The 16,539-nt window shown below is 38.3% G+C and carries 16 protein-coding genes; 8 read left to right on the forward strand and 8 right to left on the reverse strand.

Annotation, left to right across the window (positions count from 1 at the left end):
• Window positions 1-166: 166 nt before the first annotated feature.
• From EHQ24_RS10945 to aroC, 4 genes are read right to left on the reverse strand one after another with little or no spacing between them, the layout of a single operon-like run.
• Complete coding sequence (locus tag EHQ24_RS10945; RefSeq protein ID WP_135601666.1) at window positions 167-694, reverse strand: NuoI/complex I 23 kDa subunit family protein; 528 nt, start codon at window positions 692-694, stop codon at window positions 167-169.
• Window positions 681-2,129, reverse strand: coding sequence for an NADH-quinone oxidoreductase subunit G (locus EHQ24_RS10950; RefSeq protein ID WP_135601667.1), 1,449 nt, complete (start codon window positions 2,127-2,129; stop codon window positions 681-683). The genes EHQ24_RS10945 and EHQ24_RS10950 overlap by 14 nt, the downstream gene beginning before the upstream one ends.
• A gap of 54 nt (window positions 2,130-2,183) precedes the next feature.
• Window positions 2,184-2,924, reverse strand: coding sequence for a response regulator (locus EHQ24_RS10955; RefSeq protein ID WP_135601668.1), 741 nt, complete (start codon window positions 2,922-2,924; stop codon window positions 2,184-2,186).
• A 15-nt stretch (window positions 2,925-2,939) separates the two neighbouring features.
• Window positions 2,940-4,076, reverse strand: a complete 1,137-nt coding sequence (aroC, locus tag EHQ24_RS10960; protein ID WP_135601669.1) for a chorismate synthase — start codon at window positions 4,074-4,076, stop codon at window positions 2,940-2,942.
• A 59-nt stretch (window positions 4,077-4,135) separates the two neighbouring features.
• On the opposite strand from aroC, the gene EHQ24_RS10965 reads away from it, so the two are divergent.
• The 4 genes from EHQ24_RS10965 to EHQ24_RS10980 are packed head-to-tail and all read left to right on the forward strand — an operon-like array spanning window position 4,136 to window position 6,853.
• Window positions 4,136-4,633 carry an LIC_10042 family TonB-like protein gene (locus EHQ24_RS10965; RefSeq protein ID WP_244310390.1) on the forward strand — a complete coding sequence of 166 codons (498 nt, stop codon included), beginning with the start codon at window positions 4,136-4,138 and terminating at the stop codon, window positions 4,631-4,633.
• Window positions 4,620-5,159 carry a UpxY family transcription antiterminator gene (locus EHQ24_RS10970; RefSeq protein WP_135601671.1) on the forward strand — a complete coding sequence of 180 codons (540 nt, stop codon included), beginning with the start codon at window positions 4,620-4,622 and terminating at the stop codon, window positions 5,157-5,159. The genes EHQ24_RS10965 and EHQ24_RS10970 overlap by 14 nt, the downstream gene beginning before the upstream one ends.
• Complete coding sequence (locus tag EHQ24_RS10975) at window positions 5,156-6,130, forward strand: KpsF/GutQ family sugar-phosphate isomerase (RefSeq protein ID WP_135601672.1); 975 nt, start codon at window positions 5,156-5,158, stop codon at window positions 6,128-6,130. Before EHQ24_RS10970 ends, EHQ24_RS10975 begins: the two co-directional genes overlap by 4 nt.
• A 6-nt stretch (window positions 6,131-6,136) precedes the next feature.
• A complete protein-coding gene (locus tag EHQ24_RS10980; RefSeq protein WP_135601673.1) occupies window positions 6,137-6,853 on the forward strand; it encodes a type I 3-dehydroquinate dehydratase in 717 nt (238 codons plus the stop codon).
• Window positions 6,854-6,859: 6 nt separating this feature from the next.
• Here EHQ24_RS10980 and EHQ24_RS10985 read toward each other — a convergent pair whose 3' ends face one another.
• The 3 genes from EHQ24_RS10985 to EHQ24_RS10995 are packed head-to-tail and all read right to left on the reverse strand — an operon-like array spanning window position 6,860 to window position 10,612.
• On the reverse strand, window positions 6,860-8,443 hold the full coding sequence (locus tag EHQ24_RS10985) for a tetratricopeptide repeat protein (RefSeq protein ID WP_135601674.1): 1,584 nt from the start codon (window positions 8,441-8,443) through the stop codon (window positions 6,860-6,862).
• Window positions 8,444-8,487: 44 nt separating this feature from the next.
• Window positions 8,488-10,095, reverse strand: a complete 1,608-nt coding sequence (locus EHQ24_RS10990) for a GMC family oxidoreductase (protein ID WP_135602446.1) — start codon at window positions 10,093-10,095, stop codon at window positions 8,488-8,490.
• Window positions 10,096-10,105: 10 nt separating this feature from the next.
• A complete protein-coding gene (locus tag EHQ24_RS10995) occupies window positions 10,106-10,612 on the reverse strand; it encodes a hypothetical protein (RefSeq protein ID WP_208725752.1) in 507 nt (168 codons plus the stop codon).
• Between EHQ24_RS10995 and EHQ24_RS11000 the strand changes: the two genes are divergently transcribed.
• The 4 genes from EHQ24_RS11000 to EHQ24_RS11015 are packed head-to-tail and all read left to right on the forward strand — an operon-like array spanning window position 10,554 to window position 15,319.
• Entirely contained in the window at window positions 10,554-11,978 is a 1,425-nt protein-coding gene (locus tag EHQ24_RS11000) for a peptidoglycan recognition protein family protein (protein WP_135601676.1), read from the forward strand. The genes EHQ24_RS10995 and EHQ24_RS11000 overlap by 59 nt on opposite strands.
• Before the next feature lie 15 nt (window positions 11,979-11,993).
• A complete protein-coding gene (gene pepN / locus EHQ24_RS11005; protein ID WP_135601677.1) occupies window positions 11,994-14,636 on the forward strand; it encodes an aminopeptidase N in 2,643 nt (880 codons plus the stop codon).
• 9 nt (window positions 14,637-14,645) lie between these two features.
• The gene (locus EHQ24_RS11010) at window positions 14,646-14,969 is read left to right on the forward strand and encodes a TRL-like family protein (protein ID WP_135601678.1); all 324 of its coding nucleotides are present in this window, start codon (window positions 14,646-14,648) and stop codon (window positions 14,967-14,969) included.
• The gene (locus EHQ24_RS11015; protein ID WP_135601679.1) at window positions 14,966-15,319 is read left to right on the forward strand and encodes a TRL domain-containing protein; all 354 of its coding nucleotides are present in this window, start codon (window positions 14,966-14,968) and stop codon (window positions 15,317-15,319) included. Before EHQ24_RS11010 ends, EHQ24_RS11015 begins: the two co-directional genes overlap by 4 nt.
• Here the strand turns inward: EHQ24_RS11015 and EHQ24_RS11020 are convergent.
• Window positions 15,316-16,272, reverse strand: coding sequence for a glycerophosphodiester phosphodiesterase (locus EHQ24_RS11020; RefSeq protein WP_135601680.1), 957 nt, complete (start codon window positions 16,270-16,272; stop codon window positions 15,316-15,318). The two genes, EHQ24_RS11015 and EHQ24_RS11020, sit on opposite strands and share 4 nt — an antisense overlap.
• Between the last annotated feature and the right edge of the window lie 267 nt (window positions 16,273-16,539).

The raw sequence follows: 16,539 nt of genomic DNA on the forward strand, positions 1-16,539 counted from the left end.
ATCAATTGGTTTACAAATTCTATATAAGAAAAACTGTATTTGGATTTTTGAATCAAAGAAAGTGAATTCACGGAAGTTATAATAAAGTTGGTATTACTAAAAAAACCCGGTATTGATTCTTTAAAAAACAAAAACCGGGTGATCTGATCAAAAAGAAAAAATAAACTTAATTCCTTTGGCCGAGAATTGATCCGCCAGTTTTTTCCATCATTCTTTCTTTGGTTAAAAATAAATCTTCACGGTTGTCGGCAGCCATTTCCCCAGTTCCATCTAGGTAAATCGCACCCTTAGGACAAGCCTCCTCGCAAAGACCACAGAAAATACATCGGAGTAAGTTGATTTCAAACTTCTTAGCAAACTTATCTTCTGGGTGAAGGTGTTGACGATCCGAAGGAACTTCTGCCGCTTCGATATGAATCGCGTTGGCCGGACAAATCCACATACAACAAAAACAAGCCGTACATCTTTCCCGACCTTTTTCATCTCGTTTCATGGAGTGCATTCCACGAAACCGAGTCGAATACTGACGTTTTTTATCAGGATATTCGATGGTCACTTGTTTGTTGAACAAAGCTACCTTAATGAAATGTTTCAGCGTGATCCAAAGGCCTTTGCCTATGGACCAAAAATAGAACTTCTCATACCAAGAAAACTGGTGTTTTTTGGCGACGTTGACTACATTAACGGTTCCCAACGGATGCCTCCACTTTTTCAGTTAACTTTTGGAAAATCAAATTCACAACACCAGCAGACGATTCTAATCCCTTGATTGGATTCATTGACTGTTCAAAGTTTTGTTTGAGCCCGGTTTTATTGGTAAAACTACCTGCCGATTCTGCAAAAATTTGAATTGGTGCCGCCAAACTTGCGTTTTTCGCTGCATCTGTCAAATTGGTATCAAAAACAATCACTTTAGATGGATCAATTCCTTCAGGAATGGATTCCTTCAAAACAATCACCAAATCAATGACACCGGACTTAACAGCACTGATGATTCCAGAAATTCCTGAAGTTGTAGTGATACCTAAGTCGACAGCTCCTTTTGTATTCGGGTGGTTGTCTTTTGTGAGTAAAAAATCCACTTGTTCGGTATCTTTGTTTTGAGCCTCGATCACACGTGATTCCCATTGGATGGACTTACCACCTAACTCACGTGATATCAATTCAAAACCTTTTTTCAAAGATTCTAACGTTTCATTGGATTCATGGGCTCCGCCCAAAACGACAATGGACTTAGCTGCTTTCATTCGATCCGCGATTTTAGAAAGAACTTCTTTTGATGTAGAAGGATTACCAGCTTCCAAATAACTATGGAGGCGATTTTCATTCATCCAATCCAAATCAAATCTGCCTTTGTCACAAAGGAAAAACATACCTTGGTCATAGTTCTCACGAACCATATAACGATACATTTTATTGTCTCGCACATTCGTTGTTACATTACAACCAGTGGAACATCCATGACATACCGATTTATGTGATTTGTACCACCAAACTCGAGACTTAAACAATGTTTTATTATTAAGGAGTGCTCCAACAGGACAAATATCCGCCAAAGCGCCTTGGTAGTTATGATCGATTGGTTCTGACTTGGCAAGACCAATGATGGAATGGTTTCCTCGTTCAAAAAGACCAAGATTGGACTCACCCACCTTTTCCTCTTCAAAACGAACACAACGATAACAAACAATACAACGATTATGATTGATGATGAGATTGGTTCCAATCTCTTCTTGTGGAATATTTCGTTTATCAAATTCAAATCTGGAATGTCCAGAACCAGAACCAAATGCGTTGTCTTGCAAACGACATTCTCCAGCTTTATCACAAACAGGACAATCTAACGGGTGATTTGCGAGTAAAAATTCCATTGTACCAGCACGAGCTTCTATCACTCGGTCTGATTTAGTAACAATTCCCATTCCTTCTTTTACAGGAGTATTACATGCCGCTTGTAAACGCGGAACACCCTCAATTTCAATCAGGCACATGCGGCACATACCAACAATGCTGAGTGCTGGGTGGTAACAAAAGTAAGGGATTTCGACTCCTACTTCTTTTGTGGCGTCGATGAGGTTTTTCTTTTCGTCGACTTCGTATTCGACTCCGTCTATCTTTATCTTAACCAAAGAACAGGCCCCCTAGGTTTGATTAGACCTAGGTCTTTTGTTTTTGTCAAACCTTCATTTTGAAATTATATTTACCTCAGAAAGATAGGAGTACGGCTGTAAATCCACTACATGATTATTGAAGAACTCAGAATCCAAAAACAAGGAACTGGCTCGGATATTGGTCTGTTTGAGTATTTTTGCAATGAGATCATCCAAAACTTGTAAGGATCGAACTTCATAAAAGAAGGTGTTATCGAGATTGATTCTCAAATTGGTGAATGTCCCTCGGCCTCCAAGAGATAACATAAACCGGTCATAGATCTCTTCTAAGGCTTTTTTACCAGGACAACCCTTAATCTCCAAAAGCATTTGCGAAATGGAAAGTTCCGAGACATTGATCACCAAAGGATATTCCTTTTTATCAATGATATTCTCTGGTTTTAACTGCAATACTTGTGCGATTTTTTCAAGAAGAGCTTGGTTGGCAATTGGTTTCAAAAGATAAGCTGTCACATGACTGAGAGCAGCTCTTCGCACTTGGTCTTTTTCACCAACAGCCGTCAACATGATGACAGGAGTCATCTTCAACATCTCTTTCCCTTTTTCTAAAAAACTAATTCCATCGAGATAGGGCATATTGACATCACTAATGACCAAATCATAAGTATTGTTTCTGATTTTACTAAGGCCAGACATCCCATCCACAACATGAGTGACATCAAAGTTATATCTTTCCAAAGTATGTAACAGTAGTTTGGCACTACTTTCATCATCTTCGAGTAAAAGGACTTTATAAACTTTTGGACGGTTCATTTTATTAGATTACCTTTATTGTTCTGGAATCGAATCTAAATTAGCATATTTCATAAACCATTTTGGTTGTAATGCTCTTTGGTAAAGATAAGCATCCACAAGCACAAGGTTTACCACAGCTTCCACAATGGGAACTGCTCTTGGCAAAACACATGCATCATGACGACCTTTCGCTTTTAAAATGGTTTCTTCTTTTTTATCGTTAATGGTTTTTTGTTCTAGTTTGATGGTAGAAGTAGGTTTGAAAGCCGCACGGAGAATCAAATCCATTCCGTTGGAAATTCCACCTTGGATTCCACCAGAATTATTAGTTCTTGTTTTTACTTTTCCAGTTCCTTCTTCAATATAAAATTCATCGTTGTGAACTCTTCCTGTTTGGCGAGTACCAGAAAATCCCGAACCCACTTCAAATCCCTTACACGCAGAGATTGATAATATTGCTTTTGCCAAATCGGCATCTAACTTGTCATAGACGGGATCACCTAGGCCAGGAGGTAAATTGCGAACCACAATTTTTACAACCCCACCCACAGAATCTCCTTCATCTCTAAGTTTACGAATGAGAACTTCCATTTCATCGTTCACAGATTGTTTAGGACATCTTGTTGGAAAATTATCTACAATATCTCTTGTCATAGGAAATTCAGATTCACCAATATTGGAATCAATTGGACCGATAGAATCCACCCAACCCACTGTTGAGATTCCTAACTCGCGTTCTAAGATGACTCGGGCAAGGCCTGCGGCAGCAACTCTACCAATCGTTTCTCGAACTGAAGACCGACCACCACCCACATGGGCCCGGTGGCCATATTTTTCTGAATAAGTATAATCTGCATGAGAAGGCCGAAAGACATGGGCCATTTCATCGTAGTCACTCCCAATGGTGTTTTGGTTGTTCACTTTCATTAGGATCGGACTTCCCGTTGTTTTTCCTTGGAAAACACCTGATTCCACTACCATCCGATCCTTTTCATCTCTTGGAGTGGTGAGATCATTTTGACCTGGTCTACGGCGCGTTAAATCTTTTTGGATTTCTTCTTCGGGAAAAGGCAAACCAGCTGGGACTCCATCCACAACCACACCGACGGAAGTTCCGTGGGATTCACCATAGGTAGACACTCTGAAAATTTTTCCCCAACTTGAAGGCATATACGGACAATGAAAATGGAGATTGCATTCTCTCCAATAAAGTTTTTCATGAACTTGGAATGCACATTCTCTTTGAAGGTCCGAAATATAAGGCATTACTCATTGCTTTTGGATCTCATCTATTCTTAGTTTTGGCCCTCGTTAGCTATAACCTTCAAAGTGACATAGATTCGCCACTCCTCCACCTGACAGAAGGAGGAGCTGTTTCTTCCATCCGATTACAATTTTCTTCCGGATTTGGAAATACCACAACCTCATCGGCGGCAAATGCTTCCGAGGTGGACGGTACCAAAACCTGGGAAGACGAAATCACCGAATTTCAAAATTGTCTGAGTTATCCAGCTCTCGCCTTGGAACAAAAATTAGAAGATGTTTGCGCGTACAAACTTACGATCAAAGAAGATGGTTCTCTGGAAAAAATTGCAGTGGTCACCCCATGCAGGTATGAGGTCTTTGATTTACAGGTGCGTCGGCAACTCGCCGATTGGCAGTTTCAATATTCCAAAGGTAAAGAATTTGTTCTACCCATTAGGTTCCGCTTAGATGTCCGAGACTAACCCCCCCATAGAAGAGAGTGCTTGGTACATTGTGTATACAAAACCAAGAGCGGAAAAAAAACTCAGTGAACTTCTAAAAAAATATCATTTGGAGAACTATCTCCCCATCCGTAAAGAAAGGAAAAAATGGACCGACCGATTTAAATGGATCCATGTCCCAATCCTACCTTCTTATATTTTTGTTCATATTGTCTTCTGGAGAGATAAAAATAAAGTCCTCCAATTACCGGGTTCTCATCATTTTGTATTTCATAAGGGTCAACCTGCTACCGTATCTCAGGACGATTTAGATATTTTAGAAGAAGGCCTTAGAAAGTATGCTGATTCCTTAACGGTACGTCCTGAATCCGTTTTAGAAAAAGGGAAAATGGTTCGAATCATCAGTGGGCCACTCCAAGGAAAAACAATGGAAATTTTAAAAGTTAAAAATAAAACCTTAGTGGTTCTAAGGATTCCAGGAGTTGAAACTGCGTTTTCTTATGAAATCAAAGTGGATGATTTGGCCTGGGAGGAATTGCTCGTATGACAGAAAAAGATACTATATCAATCGTAAAACAAGCACTAGATGATGAAATTTCATCTCTCGTTCACTTTCGTGACAAACTTGATCCTTCCGTCAAAGATTGTATTGATCTCATTTTAAATTCCAATGGAAAAGTAATCGTCACAGGTGTTGGTAAGTCGGGTGACATTGCCAAAAAAATTTCCCATACACTTTCTTCTACAGGAACTTCTGCATATTTTTTACATCCAACAGATGCATCTCATGGAGATTCTGGAATTGTTGGGCCAGATGACGTGGTACTTGCCATTGGAAAAAGTGGGGAATCAGAAGAACTCAATTACATTCTTCCTACCCTTCGCAAAATTGGAGCAAAAATTGTTGGGATCACAGCAAACGCCAAATCAAAGTTAGCCTCCCTTTCCGACGTGGTCATCATTACCCCTGTTTTAAAAGAAGCCTGTCCTTTGGATTTAGCTCCCACTTCCAGTACAACCATTGCTCTAGTTCTAGGTGATGCCATTGCCGTGGCTCTTATGGAACTAAAGAATTTTCAAGCCAATGATTTTGCATTATACCATCCAGCAGGAAGACTGGGAAAACGACTTTCTTTGTATCTATCAGATGTTATGCGAAAGGGAGAGAGAAATGCCTCTATTCCTTTAGATGCAAATCTTGAAACCATTCTCAAAGAAATTACAGAGAAAGGGATCGGTGCTACAGGCGTTGTGGATTCAAATTCCAAACTAGTAGGTCTGATTACCGATTATGACATTAGAAAGTACCTTACAAAAAATACACTTTCACCTTCGGTCACTGCTAAAGAAATGATGAATGCAAATCCAAATAGTTTCAGACCCGAAGAGAAGGCTTATGATGTTCTCATCAAAATGGAAGGCCGCGAAAGACCTATCTCCGTGGCTCCTGTTGTGGATGAAAAGGGTTTATTTGTGGGGATGGTATCCCTTCACGATTTATTACAAAGAGGATTATAAATTATTATGCCAGATTCTTATAAAATCGTAGCTTCTGTTGGTGAAGATGACCTTCGCCATTTACAAAAAAAAGATGTAAAAGATGTCGATGTCATCGAAGTCCGATTGGATCTTTTTTCTAGAAATTACATCCAAAAAGAAATGAAAAAAAAACTGAAGGCACTCGGTCTTCCCGTTCTATTCACATATAGAAGAGCAGAAGATAGTAGTGTTAGGTCTTATGTAAAACTTTTCCATGAAGATGTGGAAGGAATTTTAAAAGATTTTAATGATAACGCCAACTATCTAGACATTGAACTCAATCGTGAAGATACCATCTTTCGAAATTACGAAACTCTAAACTATAGAATCATTTATTCGTATCATTCTTTTAAAAAGTCTATCCTTGCCAATGAAATGACCAATTTCATAAACAAAGCAAAACCCGTTAAAAAGAAAAATCCAATTTTTAAGTTTGCGATCACACCGGAAGACATTGAAGAAACTGCAGATTTTCTAAACGATATCAAACTTTTATCTAAATCAAATACCATGATTGGAATTTGTATGGGTGAACTTGGCTTAATTTCGAGAGTGTTCGGTGATAAGTTTCATTCTACTTTCACCTATATGACACTCGGTGAACCAAAAGCCCCAGGCCAAATCTCCGTAGATACTTTTAAAAAACTACGCGCAGATTTGTTTAGAAGCCCAGGTTCTGGAAAAGATTCTAAAGAAGATTAATCGATTTTAAGGTTTTACTTGGGCACTCACAGTTCCAGCTTTGGTGCCAATAAATTCTCGAAACGAAGAATCCTTCCATACCTCTTTAAAGTCTTTCTCTAAAGATTCAGATGTCCAATACTCTGGTTTTAAATCAGCCGCTAACTTAAACTGTTCTTTGGTTTTAGGAACGTCACCCTTTTTGGAATAACATCTAGCCAGTAGATAATGTCCCGAGGAGGAACCTGTTACTTTTTGAAGGATAGAAATGGCAGAGTCCACTTTCCCTGAATAAAAATAATTACGCCCACGATAGAACAAAAATTCCCGAGATTCTGCCCGAGTAGGATCTTTTTCTAAAACTGAAAAATAGGTTTCCGCTTTGTCAAAGGCATTCGTTTCCGTATAACGTCTTGCTAGTTTGATAAACCCAACTTGGTATTTTTCTGGAGTTTGTGTTAAATCTGAAAATTTAGAATCAATGAATTCGGCATACTTAGCAAAACTTGCATCAAATTTTTTTGTTCTTTTGCCTGCCTCAAACATACAAACAAAACGAAACATATGAGATTCTACTTGGTTGGGATTGAGTGATAAGGCTTTGTCGGCCGATGAAATACAATTTTCCCAATCCGATTTTTGTTCGTACAATCTTGCCAATGCCAAAAGGGGAGGATCTTTTTGTAATTGTTTGTAAGCCTGTTGGAAAGATGTTTCCGCTTTATCAATCTCGGCTAACTTTTGGAAGGCAAATCCTTCATTCAAATATACATAATATAAAAATACATTTGTATCTTTGGAAAACGGATTTTTTTTGGCCCGCTCAAAAGATTCTATCGCTGACTTAGGATCGTCCTGTCGTAATTTCACGATTCCTAGTTTGTAATGGTATCTAGATCTGGACGGATTTTTTTCGATCAGGATTTTGAGGTTTGCTTCCGCTTTATCGTATTTTTTTTCCTCAAACAATGCCAAAACATAATCCCAACGAACATCCTCTAGGTGAGGTTGGTTTGCCAAAATTGGTTCATAGGATTCACTTGGTTTCGTAGTTTCTCCTGATTCCGATACATCCTCAGTTTTTTTAGGATTATCCTTTTTGGTTTCCGAATGTTTTGTCTCAGTGGGTTTCGTTTCTACTTTTGTTGGGTGCGAATAAGAATGTGTGGATGAAGGATTTCCTTTGTTTCCAACAGCACGGTTGTAAATCTTTTGTACTTCTTCGTTTTTAGGATCATATTTCAGATAACGAGAAGAGTATGTTGCTGATAAATTCCAGTCTTGGTGGTAATTAAAAAATAATGCAAGTTTGAGAAGGACAGTTTTTCTTTGGTCTTTGTCCAAATCCAAATCGGCAGCCCTTCTAAAGTTTTGAATGGATTTGGGATAATCTTTTTTATATTCATAGATATAACCCAAATACATATAAGCTTCACCGTCTTGCGGGTGTGAGTCGGCGTGTTTTGTAAATTTTTTAATCGCTTCGCCATAAGCTTTTTTTGAAAAAGCCTTTTTTCCTTCCTTCATCGCATCGCTATCAATCGCGAAGAGTGTAGGTTGAAAGATTACAAAGATAAAAACTAAGGAAAGATATTTCCGCACGGATTCCAAACTAGTTGGAACCCATGGGAATGAAAGGGATTTTTGGAAAAAAGTTAGATCTTCGTTCTTTCTTCTTTCTGAGAAGCCAGATTTCTTGAGGCTCTGAGAACGATACTCATCGTCGTTATCTGTGGGTTCACCGAAAGTCCAGTGGGGTAAACTGAGGCATCCATGACAAATATGTTTTTATGACCATAAATTTCCAAATTTAAATCAACTGCGCCCTTTTCCGGATCGTTTGCTGACTGGATGGAGCCATGTGGATGTGCCGAACCAACCGTTAGATCCCCAGGTTTTGTACTTTCTTTCAAAATCCAATCAAAGTTGTCGTTTCCTGTGACTTTGTATGGCTCTGTAAACCGAGTGAATGGAAAAATGAGTTCTTTGGCACCGGCAGCCACAGTCACTTCCGCAAGGGCTTTTAATCCACGTAACATATTGAGACCGTCTGTGGGTGTTAGTTCAAAATAAACCTTTCGCCTACCCAAACTATACTTCACACTCGCATTGGCTTCCCCATCAGCTCCATCACGAACAAGGACAATCCCTGCATTGTATTTTGTAAAATCCTTCATCACATCAAACTGTTGTTTGCCGTAAAAAGGAACGAGGGACGAAGCAAGTGTAGGTCGGTAAGGCGCCGCTTCCAACCAAAAACCATAACCAGTTCCATTTTGATTGTGACCATCTTTGATGACAATAGACTGTGGTGGGCCTTGGAACATTTTGATTTCCGAATCAAATTTTCCAAAGATGGTAGATGTTGGATGGACTTTTAAATTTCTACCCACCCATCCATTCCCAATCCCACTCCTTTGTAGAAGAGCAGGACCTTCAATGGCACCAGCACTGACAATCACAACAGGAGCATTGATTTCCATGATTTGTATGACTTCTTTCGGAGCCGTTTCATAAGCATCAGGTGTAAATTCGGCAATAACCGTTTTAATTTTACCTTCTTTGATTTTTGCCGCTCGCATATTCGAAACAACAATCGCACCCGCTTCAATCGCATCGGGAATCCAAGTTAAAAATGCAGATTGTTTAGCGTTGATAGGACAACCAAGTCCACAACGACCAAGCCCAATACAACCACGGTTGTTATTACGAAGTACCTGTGGAGTGAGGCCAATTTTTTTTCCACCGACACGAAGGACATTGTTATTCGCATTCACTAAGTTATCCGGAACTTCGTGAACACCCAATCTTTCATGAACTTCGGAAACATAAGAATCCATTTCATCCCGGGAATAACCTTGCCATCCAAATCGTTCACTCCATTCATTCGTTACATAGTCAGGAGGATAAAGTGAGGTTTGCCAATTGACGGTTGTAGATCCACCGATGGACTTCCCTTGCAAAATCGATAGTGTTTGTTCTTCGCTAACAATGAACCCCGCATCCCGATAAAGTCTAGCTTGCGAAATGAATTCATCAGAATTGAACTGGGCAGGGGTAAAGTAACTTCCCTCTTCAATGAGAACTACTTTCCAACCATTTCTAGCAAGTTCACTGGCTGCAACGGATCCACCGGCACCAGACCCAATGATGACAACATCGGCATTCAGTTCCCAAGTTCCATTTTCAATTTTGTTTTCTTTGATGATCTCTGCGTGTTTTTTTGGTGTGATGATTTTTTCGTTAAAAACAGGAATTCCCATGGTGTCCGCCTTATTGGATATAACCGACAAATTTTTGGTACTCTTTGTCGGAACTTAAAAGGAAAAATGAAATTTGTCTTAGGATGGCGTAAACCCCACGTTTGAGACCAAGTGAGGAATGTTTCCACTCTTGCAATCGTTTGATTCTTTCTTCCATAGGAAGTTTCACAATAGGAGTGAAAGAAAAATCAAGTGCAATAGCAGCTAAGATGGAGGAAGGAACAGTAGCTAACAATTGTATAACGCTTTCTGTTTCGATGGGATAAGGATGGCCGTACACATAATTATCCAATGCAAGTCCTAAATCAAAATTCGGAATGGGGTTGTCGCTTAAGAAGACTTCTTGCAAACTACGAAAACTGTGGTATTGTTCTGGGGAAATTCCCCGGAGAACAGGTGTGGAGAGTCCAGGACCACAATTCACTCCCTGAATCGAAACGGCAGTTAAGGCAAAACATTTGAGAGAAAACTTTAAGAAACGATTTCGCGATAGGATAAAGGGTGTATACGGCTCCAAGTCACTTGTCCTTGTTTTATTTTTGAACCCATTGTGTCAGAAACTTGTAAAATTATCACTCATTTTCCTTATTTTTACTGGATGTATTGGTATTTTTCGAAGGGCCCCCGACTTTCCGTCCATGCGCATCCAAGGTTTGGTACCTTATAACGAACTGGAGTCGGTAAAAAATGTTAAATGGAGTTCTCTCTCCAAATCACGAGACCCAAAATCAGTTTCCGCCATCATCCTACACAATTCGGGAAAACGTAAGTTCCCTGATTTTCTCAAACTTTCCGTTGATAACCAATTTATGTTTCATGTTTATGTGGACTCGGAAGGAAATATCTTTGGAGATCCGCAATTTTTAAATCACGAATGGTCGGCCGCTCCAGGAATTGACTTAGAATCCATTCATATTATCTATGAAGGCACTCAAGAAACTCTCTACAACAATCGCAAACAACGTAACGTTCTAAACCAAATCATTTCTTATTTAACCGAAGAACTCGACATTCCCAAATCCAATTATGATGTCATTTCTAAACGTGGAGTTTTCACTCATAATCAAACCAAACGTCGGTTTGGCGGATTTGTTGATTTTTCTCCTTGTGGAAGTGAACTCGCACTCAAACAAATTCTTTCTGAAATCGATGGAAAATATTACGAGGAAGATGATTGGAAAGATCGTTTTGTAACTGGTTGGGTTTTAAAAAAAGAAAACAAAGATATTTTAAAAGAAACTTTTAAACCTACCAATGGAAGAGGGATAACCAAAGCAGAAAAAATTGTTTTTTCAAAGATTGAAAAAGATGAGAAAGGATTTCCTCCTGAAGAATATCGCGTGAAATACACTTTCCGAGGAAAAATCAAACCAAGTTGTGTGGTGTTACACTACACTGCCATTTCGGAATACTTTAAATCCCTTCGTACACTGGAAGCTCGTAACCTAACCGCATCTATCATGATCGATAATAACGGAAAGGCTTACCAACTAGTTGATGTTTTAGAAGATAGAGCAGCGGCTGCTACCGGCACGAACGATAATTGTATCCAAATCGAAATTGTTGCCAAAGACACAGAAGAACTACTCAAACAACCGGAACAAATCCAAACTGTGAAAGATCTTGTAATTGAACTCACATCAAAATATAAAATCCCTCTTTCGAATGAAAAAGTGGAAGATTTATCAGGTGTTTTTAGCCATACCCAAGCCAAGAAAAAGTGGGGTGGTTCTATTTTCCTAAACGCAAAAGACTTTGATCCAGGCGAAGACTATATGGAAATGATCCTAAATTCGATTGGTGGCAAATACTTTAGCGAACCAGAATGGAAAAATCGAAAGTCGATCGATTGGGCCATTTTATATCGTAATTTTCAACCATAACGAGACGGAGCTTCTATGAAAAAACTTTTACAAATTTTTACCTTAATTCCCTTTGTTTTGCTTTTGGATTGTCGTCTGAAAAAACCAGTTTACCACCTAACACAATCAGAAGCAGAAACTAGGTTCGAAATTATAGAAGACATACACTACGAATTAGATGTCCATTTAACTCCGGAAGATAGTTTTTCAGGAAAGGTCAAAATTCGATTTTTGGGAAAAAAACTCCGAGACCTGAGACTGGATTATTACCAAGGGAAAATCAAAAGTATCGTTTTAAACGAAGAAAATCTCACAAACCTCCCTTACGAAAATGGTCATATCCAATTGCCTGCAAACCATCTAATGATTGGTAACAACACTCTCACTGTTGAATTTGAAACTCCTTATGCCAAAACTGGAAACGGTCTACATAAATTCACTGATCCCGATGATAAAGAAGTATATCTGTATTCACAATTCGAAGCATTCCATGCAAACAAAATGTTCCCTTGTTTTGACCAACCTGATTTAAAAGCCACTTTCAAACTCAGTACAACTGCACCAAAAAACTGGAGAGTCATATCCACTACTCTTCCCAACGGGCAATCCAAAGGAACAAACCCAGAGGAAATTTCTTACTCCTTTCCAGAATCAGCAAAAATTTCGACTTATGTTTTTTCTCTCCACGCAGGCCCTTACCAAGTTTGGGAAGATAACTTTGAATCCATCCCTCTAAGATTACTTGTTAGAAAATCTCTCGCAAAGTATGTAGATCCAAAAGACTGGTTTACTTTTACCAAAGAAGGATTTGCTTTTTTTAATTCTTATTTTGGAATCCCCTATCCCTTCTTAAAATATGATCAAATCATCGTCCCAGAATTTAACTTTGGAGCCATGGAAAATGTTGGGGCCGTAACTTTTTCGGAACGATTTGTTTCTCGAGCACCAATGACAAGATCCCAAAGAGAAAATCTTTCTGATGTTGTTTTACACGAAATGGCACATATGTGGTTTGGAAATCTTGTTACGATGCGTTGGTGGAATGGACTTTGGCTTAACGAAAGTTTTGCGACTTATATGGCGAGCCTAGCCCAAGCAAAAAATTCAGAATTCAAAGAAACTTGGATTAGTTTTTTTGAAAAAATGAAACAATGGGCTTACGATGAAGATAGTTATATTACGAACCATCCTGTAGAAGCAAAAGTTTCTGACACGGAAGAAGCCTTCACCCAATTTGATGGAATCACTTACGGAAAAGGTGCCTCTGTTCTCAAACAATTAGTATATTTTATTGGCGAAGAGGCCTTCCAACGCGGTGTACAAAATTATCTTCGTAAATATTCTTATTCGAATTCTACACTGACTGACTTTTTAAAAGAGTTGGAATTTGCGAGTGGTTTCCCAATGAAAAAATGGTCCAAAGATTGGTTGGAAACCAAAGGTACCAACCAAGTGGAACTAACGACGATTTGTGCAGACAACCAATTGTATTGGAAAATTGTACAATCAGCTCCTGGTTTGGATAACAAACTTAGAGACCATAAAACCATACTGGGACTTTATTATTTTGATAAACCAAACAAACTACTTAGTTATGAAGAATTTCCTGTAGTTTATTCTGGTCGTTCTTCCAACGCAATTTTTTCTGTAAAAACTTGTCCTGATTATCGTTTTATCAATGCAGAAGATCATGACTTTGCCATTTGGAAATGGACAGAACCAAATAAAGAAAATTTGGAATATGTTTTAGAATATGATACAGACCCAATGAGAAAACTCATTTTGTGGACTGATTATTTTAGACAAGTCCAGTTAGCAAATATTACCTTTGATGAATTTAAAGATACTGCCATTCGTTTGTATCCAAAAGAATCTGATACTAAAATCAAACGATGGATTTTATCACGTGTGGCTGGAGACAATGGTTCCACATATATCACCAGTCGTTATTGGTTTCCTGAAGAAAAACGAATTCGTGATTTTGATTCCTTACAAAGTTTTATTTGGGAAGAGTTAAATAAATCAAAACCGGGAAGTGATGAACAAAGATATTTATTTGTTTCCTTAATCGATTCAACTTATTCCACAACGGCTAAAAAACGATTATACGACTTTTTGGAAAACAAACTCTCCGTGAACGGATTAAAAATCGATCAAGACTTAAGATGGAACTTAATCGTAAAACTAAGTTCCTTGGAAACAGACAGAACCCAAATCCAATCCATCATCGATCGTGAGAAAAAAGTAGATCCTTCTAGTAGAGGAGTAAACTCTAGTTTGGCGGCCGAAGCTGCAGAACCCAATCGCACTGTAAAAGACAAATGGATCAAAATCCTTCTCAACCCTAAGTCGAGTCAATATTCATCTTCTACGCTTCGAGTGGTTTCTTATTCTTTATTCCCCGAAAGCCAAAAAGACATCCAATTAGGTTTTTTAGATACCTATTTTGATGCCCTCGACCGCTTCAATCGAGGTGAAGATGAAAATTATTTAGATGCCTTTGCTAAAAGTTTGGCTCCAGATTTTTGCACAGACGAAACCTTACTTATTTTAAAAAAGTTTACCGGGAACCATCCAAAACTTCCTGCAACGATCAAAAAAACTCTTTTGAAACAAATTGATTCAGAGAAAAAATGCATCCAGATGAAAAACAAACATAAAGATCTCATCACAAACTAAGGAAATTTTTTGAATCGAACTTTTTTCTTTTCTACTCTTCTTGTGGTTTTTTTTAGTTTGTTTTTTGAAAACTGCGCTTCCCCTGGGTTTGGGCCCCGGGGATTTTTGTACACAAAAACCAAAATTGGAATTTTTGGAACGGGAGAATCATCCAAAAGACGAGCCACTTCTTGCGTACACTCTGTACTTGGCCTTGTTTCTTTTGGAGATGCTTCTTTGGAATTTTTAAAGTCTAGATCCAAAATTCAAAATGTTACCGAAACCAATTGGACAACACTCGCCATTCTTGGAATTTATGCAAACCTCTGTGTCGAAATCTCTGGTAACGAATGAAACTAAATTCCAAATTTAAAACAAAATCATTCGTAATCTTGGTTTCCATCGCCTTAACTCTATCTATTTGCAATTGTATTAATTTAGGCCAACCACAAGGACTAGGACCTACGGGTTTTTTGTATGCTTCCTATTCCTTGGGTTTGTCTGAACGTAACTTACCAAAACTTCCCTTAAAAAAAGGAAAATCATGTGTAAAACGTTATGGGTTCTTTTTCACTTCAGGAAATGCAAGTATTGAATCTGCTGCAAGTGCAGGTGAGATTTCTGACATCTATCGAATCGAAAAAGAGGCAACGAATTACCTCTCTCTCTATTCTTCACTTTGTACAGTGGTTTGGGGAATTTAAGGTTCTTTGCGAACCACTCCATCCAACAAATCTGGATAGTCAGAAATAATTCCATCCACACCACAAGAAACCAAACGTTTCATTTCTTTTTCTGTATTGACTGTCCACGGAATTACAAACAAACCTTTGTCATGCGAATTTTTTACAAACTTAGGAGTTACATACAAAAAGTATGGAGAAATGATGTCCGCTTGTTTCTCTTTTGCTACGGAAACAATTGTATCTCGGTATCCATTTCCAAATCCTATTGTCATTAAAAAACCTTGAAAATAGGTCGGAACAAACAAAGCACTGGTTTTTATTTTCGGATTTTTAGTTTTGGAAAAAGTTAAGGTGCGAAGGTCAAAAGATTGGATCGTAGAACGTTCTACAACTTTATACTTTTCAATGATTTGAATTAGTTTTTCTGTATGTTCTTTTACCAAACTATCAGGAGCAGATCCATCATCAGGAAATTTGGTTTCGATATTAAATTCATAAACTTCCTTTGATTTTTTTTCGTAAGAAATTACTTTTTCAAAAAATTCTTCTAAGGACAGAAGTTTGGTCCCAGGCACAGGAATTTGTTTCGGAAAATTAGGATTTTTTTTAGATCCACAATCATAAGATTGTAATTCAGCTAATGTTAATTCATAAAGAGAAGTTTTTTTAAGTTCGGTTCCATCTGCATTTTGACAGATCACTGGGTTTGTATCCGAATCATGATGGATGACAACTTTTTTATCCTTAGTAAGAACGGTGTCAAGTTCCAAAGTAACCATTTTATATTTGATCGCTTCTTCAAAGGCAGGCCAAGTATTTTCTGGTTTTAGACCCCTCGCACCTCGATGGCCTTGTAAATCCAAGCCTTTACGCAATCGCTTTGGGGTCTCCACCGTAGCGCAGTTAGTGAAATAAAAGCCAATCAAACTAATAATGATTAAACTGATTCTAAATTTCCGGATTTGGTTCATCAATGGTTTCCTTTCGATCCTTTCTAAAGGATTCCATCTTACGCATCTACGACGGTGATAAAGAAATTTTTATACTCCCGATTCAAAAAGAAACCTCTGTCTTTTTCTAAATCTAGGAGAATTACGGAGAAATGGACAGAGTTTTACCCCGGAAAGGCTGTAAAATTAGAGAATTCGAATGATCGAAATAAGAAAAGGGTGGAAAAAACGAGTCCACCGCCTAGGGTAACCTCGGTGGTGGACTCCAGAAAGGAAATTTAGCGTAAC

Source organism: Leptospira noumeaensis (genome assembly GCF_004770765.1).
Classification (GTDB): Bacteria; Spirochaetota; Leptospiria; order Leptospirales; family Leptospiraceae; genus Leptospira_A; species Leptospira_A noumeaensis.